Source organism: Collinsella aerofaciens ATCC 25986, from assembly GCF_964259375.1.
Taxonomy (GTDB): Bacteria; Actinomycetota; Coriobacteriia; order Coriobacteriales; family Coriobacteriaceae; genus Collinsella; species Collinsella aerofaciens_BO.
The window spans coordinates 22,162-31,371 of the sequence record NZ_CAXVJM010000023.1 but is presented as its reverse complement, the minus strand read 5'-3'; the positions used below and the strand labels follow the sequence as shown (position 1 = coordinate 31,371).

Here is a 9,210-nt window from a genome sequence, read left to right as displayed (position 1 = left end):
CATCATCGCGGTCTATGGGGTCAACGATATGGCACCGTGGGGACACATGTATGTCAATCCTGGTCTAACAGAGCCTTTTTTAATCCCCGTCCCAGAAAAATCATCGGCGAACGCGCTACTTTGCGCTGGTGAGGACGCCGGTGGTGTCGAACGCCGGGGTAAAGCTCTCGTCTACCGCACCGCCTTCTTGCCAAAACATCGTCGTAAAGCCCAGGTCGTCGGCATGGTCGAGCACCTGCTCGTACTCCTCGCGCGTCACGGCGCGCGCCAGGTCGCCGCCTTGTTCGCGCATGAGGGCATTGGGCGTGTACTGGTTCATGACCGAGATCGGCACGTCGCCCACCGTCTGCCACACCAGGTCCAACACGCGGCACGAATCGTCCGCATGCCCCGGCAGCACCAGATGACGCACGATTATGCCGCGCCTCATGAGCCCGTCCTCGTCTACCAGCCCTCCCCCGCGGCGCTCAATCTCGCGCGCCATCTGGGCCAGACCCGACACGGCCACGCGCGGGTAATCCTTAATATGAGAAAGCGACTGCGCAAGCCCGGCATCGGCATATTTAAAGTCGGTAAGCCACACGTCGACCAGATCGCCGAGCGCAGCCACGGCACTCGCCCGCTCATAGCCACTCGTGTTGTAGACGATCGGGATGTCCAGCCCGCGCGCCCGCGCTGCGGCAATCGCGGCCGGCAGCAGGTGAGCGTAATGCGTCGCAGTCACCAGGTTGATGTTGTTGGCACCCTGGTCCTGCAGCTCCAGCATAATCTCGACCAGGCGCTCTGGCGAAATCTCAAGCCCGAAATTGCCCGTCGAGATCTCGTGGTTTTGGCAGTAGACGCATTTGAGCGAACAGCCGCTAAAGAAAATCGTGCCCGAGCCGGCCTCACCCGAGATGGGCGGCTCCTCCCACATATGGAGCGCCGCGCGGGCGACCTTAAGCGTGTTGTCGGCGCCGCACACGCCACGCGCGCCCTCGTCGCGCGCCGCACCGCAACGGCGCGGACACAAATGGCAGGCGGGCGAAAAAAGTTCGGTCAACGACGTCGGCATAAAAACATGCTCCAAAACAACGATTCAGCAGCTCAAACGTAAAGGCCCGGACCGCGCAGACGACTCCAAGCCCAAGGCGCCGTAATCGTCTGACACGATTTTTGTAATGTCAAGACTGGAATCAACAAAGTGCCGCTTTATGATGTAGGTATTCCGCCCCCCGCGGAGCAACTGGGTGAACCGTCGCGTTTATTTAGGGAGCCCACACAGTCGTACTTAGTACAGGTATCCTTCGTTGTTAAGGACGCTGGAACAGTCGATGAGGGCACCCACCTGTTTTAGGTGGGTTCATTTTCGTAACGTGGGGGGTGGTTTTCTTTTACCGATTTTGCCAAAAAAGCCATCGCAGATCCCGTATGACACCCAACGGCACTCGGCAGAACCCCCGCCAACATCCCAATATCTGGTAAGCGCGTGATAATCGCACGGCGCAAACCCCCGCACCCCCTCGGTCGAGTATCATGGGTCAGCTATGCCCTTTTGCGCGTAGCGCCCTTTGACCTTTTCCTTCGACGCTTGGCGGTTTTTCGATTCATGGCTTCATCCACGAGCTTCATACCGTACCTATGCGTGGCGGCCGCGGCTTTTATCACGACCCTCCTCACGGTGCCCCTGGTCAAGCGTCTGGCGATTAAGCTCGACGCCGTCGACTATCCCTCCAAGCGCCGTATCAACACTAAGCCCATCCCGCGCATGGGCGGCACCGCGGTCTTTTTGGGCCTCGTCGTCGCCTGTATTGTGCAGATCCTGGGCACCTGGTACCTGGGCTGGCCGCCCGTTTTGGTGCCGCACCCGCGCCTGCACATCAGCTACCCCGTGCTGGCACTCTCCTTTACCGTGATCTTTGCGACCGGCGCGATTGACGACGTCTTCCAGCTCAAGCCCAAGCAAAAGCTGGCCGGCCAGGTCCTCGCCGCGCTCATCGCCTGCATCGGCGGCTTAAAAATCGGCGTCATCATCAACCCGTTTGCTCCTGGCGAGATCATGCTCGGCTGGCTCGCCTACCCCATCACCGTGATCTATCTGGTGGCGTTCACCAACATCATCAACCTCATCGACGGCCTCGACGGCCTGGCCACGGGCATTTGCGGCATCGCGTCGTTCACCATGTTCACGATGGCCATGCTTTCGGGCCGCATCGACGCCGCCGCGCTCTCCATCGCGCTCTTTGGCTCGTGCGTGGCTTTTCTGCATTACAACTTCAACCCCGCGAGCATCTTCTTGGGCGACTCGGGGTCGCTGCTGTTGGGCTTCGCTTTGGGCTCCATCTCGCTACTTAACGTGAGCCGCACCGCCGCGCTTACCTCGCTCATCATCCCGCTCATCGTGGCAGGCGTGCCCATCATCGACACGTTCAGCGCCATCGTGCGCCGCAAGCGGGCCCACATCAGCATCGGACAGGCCGACAAGGGCCATATCCACCACCGCCTAATCCAAGAGGGTTACAACCAAAAGCAGGCCGTGCTGCTCATCTACGCCTGGTGCATCATGCTTTCGGCCGGCGCCGCCGCCATCAATCAGGTCGAGGTGCCCACGCGCGTGCTCATCTTTGTCGTGCTCGCCATTGGCTCGGCGGCCTTCGCCAAGCACCTGCACCTGTTTGAGCCCGTCCTGCGCCACCATTACAACAAGCGCACACACGAGGACGAGCTGGTAACCCCCGACGACCCCGCCTTTAAGCAGGAGGAGCAGGCAGCCGAGGAGCGCAAAGAGGAGCGCCACCACAAGCTCTAGGATAAGCCGCCGAGGATGTGTCCAGGCGCCACTGGCCAAGCGCAGCTGCGCCGCACCCATCGCACAAGCCACTCCTCTCCCGCCCCTCTCCTACTTACGCCTTACCCCTTTCAATAAACGCGTTATTATCTTGACCAATACGCATACGTTAGGAGCAATCATGCCAAACGAGAACAGCTACGAAGTCGCGCTGCAAAAGAGCAACGCCATTCGCGAGGGCCTGGCAAAGACGCCCGAGAAGTTCACCATGCTCACCGGCGACCGCCCGACCGGACGCCTGCACCTGGGCCACTACTTTGGCACCCTCAAGGGCCGTGTTGAACTGCAGAACATGGGCGCCAAGACCAACGTGCTCATCGCCGACTACCAGGTCATCACCGACCGCGACACCACCGAGCACATCCAGGACAACGTGTACAACATGGTCATGGACTACCTTGCCTGCGGCATCGACCCCGACAAGACCATGATCTACGCGCACTCCGCCGTGCCCGCCGCAAACCAGCTCATGCTGCCGTTCCTGTCGCTGGTGTCCGAGGCCGAGCTGGCGCGCAACCCCACGGTCAAGGCCGAGATGGAGGCCTCGGGCCACGAGCTTACCGGCCTTCTGCTCACCTACCCGGTGCACCAGGCCTGCGACATTCTGTTCTGCAAGGGCAACGTGGTGCCGGTCGGTCGCGACCAGCTGCCGCACATCGAGCTCACCCGCACCATCGCACGCCGCTTTAACAACCGTTACGGCAAGGTGTTCCCCGAGGTCGACGCGCTTCTGTCCGAGACCCCGCTGCTGCCCGGCCTTGACGGTCGCAAGATGAGCAAGAGCTACGGCAACGCCATCAATATTTCGATGACCGCCGAGGAGACGGCCAAGCGCATCAAGAAGAGCCAGACCGACTCCGAGCGCATGATCACGTTTGATCCTGAGAACCGCCCCGGCGTATCCGGCCTGCTTTCGACGGCTGCCATCTGCACCGGTCGTTCCGAGGTCGAGATTGCCGAGGAGATCGGCATGGGCGGCTCCGGCCAGCTCAAGAAGTACGTGACCGAGGCCGTCAACGAGTACTTCGCCCCGATCCGTGAGCGTCGCCAGCGCTACGAGAACGACCTGGATTACGTCAAGGACGTGCTGCACGAGGGCAATCGTCGCGCCAACGAGATCGCCGAGCAGACCCTGGCCGAGGTTCAGGACGCCATGGGCATGGTGTACTAGACCGACCTGCTGGCTTGAGCTGTCGATTGTTTTAGGGCGGGCGCTACGGCGTCCGCCCTTTTTTGGTGCCCGACCGGTTCGGCTCTGCCCGTTGCACTCCCCCGACAAACGGGAACAGGCCCGCTGGCAGTAAGTTGCCAGTGGGCCTGTTCCCGAAGTACACCGTTGAATCGCACAGAGGGGAGGAATGCGAATCAAACTCAACAGGGCAGGCTTTTTCATCGCCTATTGCCTGCTCCGTTGCTGAAACCAATATAGTTCACCGTGGTTTACTTTCTAGCGTCAATGTGCGCCGCCATACCTTCTCCATAAGTTAGCTCCGGTAAACCTGCAACGGAAAACCACCACAAAGGAGACAGGCACCTTTGTGGTGGTTTTAGCCACGGTAGAGCTGTTAGAGTCCGGCCGGCCAACGACAGGCGGACAGATCAACATGCATGGGATCGATAAACGTCACGCCCTCCCCCGTTAAGAGCGCACGCTGAGCATCGGGGCCGCCAAACGCAAAGCCCTCGCAAATACGGCCATCGGCAAACACCACACGATGGCAGGGAATCAGACCAGGGCGCGGATTGCTGTGCAGCGCATAGCCCACATAGCGCGCGCTTCGCGGACGACCGGCGAGCAGCGCCACCTGTCCGTACGTGGCGACCATCCCCTCGGGAATCTGCTCGACCACCTCGTACACCCGCTCAAAAAAGCCCTCAGACGCCATTGCTCACTCCCTTCCACCCGGAAAAGCATAAACCACCACAAAGGTGCCTGTCCCCTTTGTGGTGGTTTATGGCAAGTCGGTTAATTGGCGGGCTGGAAGAAGGCTACGGCTACGGCGCCGGGACCTACGTGGGTGCCGATGGTGGCGCCGATAGTGTGGACGGGCAGCTCGCCCTCGGTGTGGCCAGCCCACAGCGCCGCACTGTCCTCGATATACTTCTTGAGCACCGCATCCGAAAGGCCCGTATAGCCGAGCGCCAGCGGCATGGAAAAGTCGATGCCACCCGCCTGCTCGACCTTCTGGTTCAACAAGTTTCGACCGTTTTTGGAACCGCGCGCCTTGCCCAACTGCACGATGAGGCCGTCCTCGGCGGCCACGACCGGCTTCACGTTGAGCAGCGTACCCACGGCGCCGGCCGCAGCAGACAGACGACCGCCACGCACCAGATACTCCAACGTCTCGAGCAGGCCGATAACCACCACGCGGTCGCGCACGGCCTCGACCGCTGCCGCGATCTGGGCCGCACTACGGCCCTCGTCCACCAAGCGCAGCGCATACTCGACCAGCACGCGCTCGCCCAGGGTGACGTTGTTGCTATCCACCACATACACGTCGCCGCCCGGCGCCTCGGCAAGTGCGGTGCGAGCACTCTGGTTGGTGCCAGAAAGCTTGGCACCCACGGTAATAATCACCGCCTCGTCGCCGGCTTCACGAACCTCGGCGATGGCCTGCGAAAAGGCGTACGGGTTGACCTGACCGGTCTTGGGCAGTTCATCGCGCTCCACGAGCATCTCGTAAAAGCGCTGGTGATCGATGTCGACGCCATCCATATACACATCGGTACCAAAGGTGACGGACAGCGGTAAAACACGCAGAGCGGGATGCTCCGCCGGCGACATATCGCTTGCGGAATCGGTAATAATGCGGACGGACATAACGAATCCTTTCTTGCGCAGGTCTCGCGCAGGGAATTTTGACAACAATGTCCCGGCACGGCGTGCGCGCTCAAACGGGACGATGCGGTTGTTGGCTGAAAGCTTGCGCCAGCGCGGCTCTAGATCTCGCGCAGGGTGTTGAGGATCGTACGCAGCGACGCATACATCTGCTCGCGCTGCTCCACACCCATGGCCTTGCCGGTGGTGTCGAGCACTTCGCGAATGATGCGATCGGCCTCGCTCATGCTCTCACCGCCCAGGGCAGTCAGGCGCACCGGGGCACGGTACTTGACGGCCGCATCACCCGAATCATCGACCTCGACGTAGCCGCCCTCCTCCAGATGTGCCAGTGTGCGCGAAACGGCGGCTCGGGTAACGCCGGCCATGCGGGCGAGGTCGGCGCCAGTCAGGCCGTCCTTGCTGCGTTCAAGATAGTACAGGCACATGACGTCGGAGCCCTTAAGGCCGAGCCTTGCACCTTCGGACGTCTTGATGCGCTGAATCTCCTTGTAGAGGCCGCTGATCAGTCCGACAAAGTCCTCAAAACGTGTCTCGTCGTTCCACTGCATGGTGACGACCGCCTTTCGCTTACATGATGCTAACGGGTAAACATCTTAGACGCAGAAGGCAACACCCATACCCAAACATCCCATTTGTTAACCCATCAACATAAAAACCACCACAAAGGGGACAGGCACCTTTGTGGTGGTTTGGGGCATCAATAGGTTCTAGACGCCGCTACAGCTCCACGCAGGGATTGTCGCGCGTTACAAGCGTCTTAACGACGACCGTCGCTCCCAGATATCGTTCCAGCAGCTCGGCCAAGCGATCGATCGCGGCCTGGCAATCCCCCATCCGCTCGGGCTCCACGCACTCAATCGCCAGGAACGCATCGGCCGAATCGTCGGACAGAGCCGTTCGAACGCCATCGCGCCAGTTCCAGCAACGGCACACGGCGCCCGCATCATCGATGTAGGCAAGCTCACCGGGCAGCGTCGGATCATCCGCCTCCTCGCCAAGTGGCAAGAACGCGTCGCCGCCGTCGGTCACCGCCAGGCGCAGATTGCCCTCAATAGCATGCAAATCCTCACCGCCAACGGGCAACGCATAAGTCAACGAAATCGTGTTGTAGATATCCACCGCCGGCGTGATGTGGCCGACCGGCTTGCCTTTGAGCACGCGCTTGAGCAGGTTCTCAACTGAGCAACGCGCGCCCTTTTTAGTCTTGAACAGCCGGTACGCGTCACGCCAGGCCTTAACCGGCACATTCTCGCTGATGGTATCACTCGTCAGGTGACGCTCCGCATCGATATTGGCGCGGTCGAGCAGCGCGGCAATCGCATCCACGTCCTCCTGGGAAATCTGCACCGCGGGCTTCATGCCCTTTACGACCACCACACCGATCGCTGCCTGCGGAAACAGCTCCCAAAACGAATCCTCGGCAACGAAACTCTTCATATGCTCTCCCTTCATAGCGTGCGCCCGAGCCCGGGCGCCTAAACAAAAAGCGCCCTCACAGCGGCCACCTTCAAAGTCCTACGGTGCCGCCACAAGAGCGCTTACGCTGCCCCCATCCGGAGAAGGGGGCGATATGTCAGGCGTATTGTAACCTGAGTCATCCGCCCAAGCAAAACCACCACAAAGGTGCCTGTCCCCTTTGTGGTGGTTTTGGGTCCAAGGCGACGCTAGTGGCGGAGTCCCAGCAGGCCGCGGCCGCGATGACGGGCCTCGGCGGGCACCTGGGCGTGCGGGCCGGCGGCCTTGACGGACTCGGGCAGGTGCGAGTACTTCTTCTCGAAGTTCTCCTCGAACATCACGGCCAGGTTGTGCGCTGCCTCGTCGTAGCGCGCGGTGCTCTGCCAGTACTGGCGCGGCACCAGGATGCCGTCGGGCACACCGTGGCACGTAGTGGGAATGTCGACATTAAAGATATCGTCGTGCACAAACTCGCTGTCCTCGATGGTACCGTCGAGGGCGCGAGCGACCAGTGAGCGCGTGTAGGCCAGCTCGATGCGATGGCCCACGCCGTAGCCGCCGCCAATCCAGCCGGTGTTGACCAGGTAGACGCGGGTGCGGCCGTCGGCGATGCGCTCGCCGAGCATCTTAGCGTAGACCATGGGGTCGAGCGGCATAAACGGCTCGCCAAACAGCGAGGAGAACGTGGGCGTGGGCTCGGTGACGCCGACCTCGGTGCCGGGGATCTTGGCGGTGAAGCCCGTCACAAAGTGGTACATGGCGGCGTCGGCCGTCAGGCGCGAGATGGGCGGCAACACGCCAAAGGCGTCGCAGGTCAGGAACAGCACGACGCTCGGAGTGGTGCCCATGCCCTTGGTCCACGCGTTGGGGATATGCTCGACGGGGTAGGCCACGCGCGTATTGTGCGTGATCGAGACGTCGTCGTAGTTAGGCTTGCGATTCTCATCGAGTACCACGTTTTCACAGATGGCGCCAAAACGAACGGCGTTGAAGATCTCGGGCTCGTGGAACGCGTCCAGGCCTTCGCACTTGGCGTAGCAGCCGCCCTCGACGTTAAAGATGCCCATGTCGGACCAGCCGTGCTCGTCGTCGCCAATCAGCAGACGCGTGGGGTTGGCCGAAAGCGTGGTCTTGCCGGTGCCGGACAGGCCAAAGAACACGGCGGTCTCATGCGTGACGGGGTCCATACTGGCCGAGCAATGCATAGGCAGAACGTCGTCCTCGACGGGCAGCAAGTAATTCATGACACTGAAGATGGACTTTTTGATCTCGCCGGAGTAGCCAGTGCCAGCGACCAGAATCACGCGCTCCTGGAAGTTGATGACCACGGCGGCGCTGGAGTTGAGGCCCTTGATGGCAGGGTCACACTGATAGCCGGGCGCGGCAAGGACGCAGAAGTCCGGCTCGCCGGTGCGTGCGATTTCGCGGGCAAGCGGGCGGGCGAGCATCTGCTTAATAAAGAGCGCCTGGCTGGCACGCTCGCAGGCGACAAGCAGGCGACGCGTATGGTTGCGGTCAGCGCCGGCCATACCGCGGGTGACGAACACGTCGCGCTCGTTGAGATAGTCGACGATGCCGGCCTTGATGGCCTCGTAGCTCTCGGCAGAAAGCGGGCGGTTAACGGCACCCCAGGCGATTTTGTCGTGCACGTCGGTCGTATCGACGATAAAGCGGTCGTTAGGCGAGCGGCCAGTGCGCTCCCCCGTCTCGATCACCAGTGCGCCGTTGGAGGCCATGCGGCCTTCGTTGCGGCGGATGGCATGCTCGACGAGCTCGGCTGCCGGCAGGTCAACCAGCAGGCGGGGCTGGTTCTCGGCGGGATCTTCGACCAGCGTAATGCCAAAGTTGGATAGAACTTCTGCAGGGGTAACACCAGGCATGGGGCCTCCTTTAAAAGCGCGACACGTGGACGCGGCGCACACTTTACTCACGTAAAGCCCGTTGTACCCGATATGCAAAAACGTTTTTGCGGCAACGGCGAAGCGCCCGCCCAACGGTCAAAAATCGCACGCAAGCGGCCTAGTCATTGGGGGCGTTCTTAAACGACTGGTCGTTGGGGAGACTCTTGAGCAGGCAACAGCCAAGG

8 protein-coding genes are annotated in these 9,210 nt (G+C 61.3%); 2 read left to right on the top strand and 6 right to left on the bottom strand.

Annotated features, from left to right (window positions below):
* Positions 1-115: 115 nt before the first annotated feature.
* A complete protein-coding gene (locus tag ACEXKH_RS09020) occupies positions 116-1,054 on the bottom strand; it encodes a radical SAM protein (protein ID WP_373573867.1) in 939 nt (312 codons plus the stop codon).
* A 534-nt stretch (positions 1,055-1,588) separates the two neighbouring features.
* Between ACEXKH_RS09020 and ACEXKH_RS09015 the strand changes: the two genes are divergently transcribed.
* Complete coding sequence (locus ACEXKH_RS09015) at positions 1,589-2,788, top strand: MraY family glycosyltransferase (protein WP_373573866.1); 1,200 nt, start codon at positions 1,589-1,591, stop codon at positions 2,786-2,788.
* A gap of 160 nt (positions 2,789-2,948) precedes the next feature.
* Entirely contained in the window at positions 2,949-3,998 is a 1,050-nt protein-coding gene (gene trpS / locus ACEXKH_RS09010; RefSeq protein WP_089572045.1) for a tryptophan--tRNA ligase, read from the top strand.
* Positions 3,999-4,392: 394 nt separating this feature from the next.
* Here the strand turns inward: trpS and ACEXKH_RS09005 are convergent, their stop codons facing one another.
* From ACEXKH_RS09005 to pckA, 5 genes are all read right to left on the bottom strand, one after another.
* Positions 4,393-4,713, bottom strand: a complete 321-nt coding sequence (locus ACEXKH_RS09005; protein ID WP_373573865.1) for an MGMT family protein — start codon at positions 4,711-4,713, stop codon at positions 4,393-4,395.
* A gap of 80 nt (positions 4,714-4,793) precedes the next feature.
* A complete protein-coding gene (locus ACEXKH_RS09000; protein WP_373573864.1) occupies positions 4,794-5,648 on the bottom strand; it encodes a DegV family protein in 855 nt (284 codons plus the stop codon).
* A 119-nt stretch (positions 5,649-5,767) separates the two neighbouring features.
* Positions 5,768-6,217 (bottom strand): MarR family winged helix-turn-helix transcriptional regulator, encoded by a 450-nt coding sequence (locus tag ACEXKH_RS08995; RefSeq protein WP_217751042.1) that lies wholly within the window; start codon positions 6,215-6,217, stop codon positions 5,768-5,770.
* Between the two features lie 169 nt (positions 6,218-6,386).
* On the bottom strand, positions 6,387-7,106 hold the full coding sequence (locus tag ACEXKH_RS08990) for a B3/B4 domain-containing protein (RefSeq protein WP_373573863.1): 720 nt from the start codon (positions 7,104-7,106) through the stop codon (positions 6,387-6,389).
* A gap of 227 nt (positions 7,107-7,333) precedes the next feature.
* Entirely contained in the window at positions 7,334-9,004 is a 1,671-nt protein-coding gene (gene pckA, locus ACEXKH_RS08985) for a phosphoenolpyruvate carboxykinase (ATP) (protein WP_373573862.1), read from the bottom strand.
* Positions 9,005-9,210: the final 206 nt, after the last annotated feature.

Coding starts and splice junctions, on each gene's coding strand:
- ACEXKH_RS08990 (WP_373573863.1), bottom strand. CDS start 7,106: ATGAAGAGTTTCGTTGCCGAGGATTCGTTTTGGGAGCTGTTTCCGCAG.
- ACEXKH_RS09015 (WP_373573866.1), top strand. CDS start 1,589: ATGGCTTCATCCACGAGCTTCATACCGTACCTATGCGTGGCGGCCGCG.
- ACEXKH_RS09005 (WP_373573865.1), bottom strand. CDS start 4,713: ATGGCGTCTGAGGGCTTTTTTGAGCGGGTGTACGAGGTGGTCGAGCAG.
- pckA (WP_373573862.1), bottom strand. CDS start 9,004: ATGCCTGGTGTTACCCCTGCAGAAGTTCTATCCAACTTTGGCATTACG.
- trpS (WP_089572045.1), top strand. CDS start 2,949: ATGCCAAACGAGAACAGCTACGAAGTCGCGCTGCAAAAGAGCAACGCC.
- ACEXKH_RS09000 (WP_373573864.1), bottom strand. CDS start 5,648: ATGTCCGTCCGCATTATTACCGATTCCGCAAGCGATATGTCGCCGGCG.
- ACEXKH_RS09020 (WP_373573867.1), bottom strand. CDS start 1,054: ATGCCGACGTCGTTGACCGAACTTTTTTCGCCCGCCTGCCATTTGTGT.
- ACEXKH_RS08995 (WP_217751042.1), bottom strand. CDS start 6,217: ATGCAGTGGAACGACGAGACACGTTTTGAGGACTTTGTCGGACTGATC.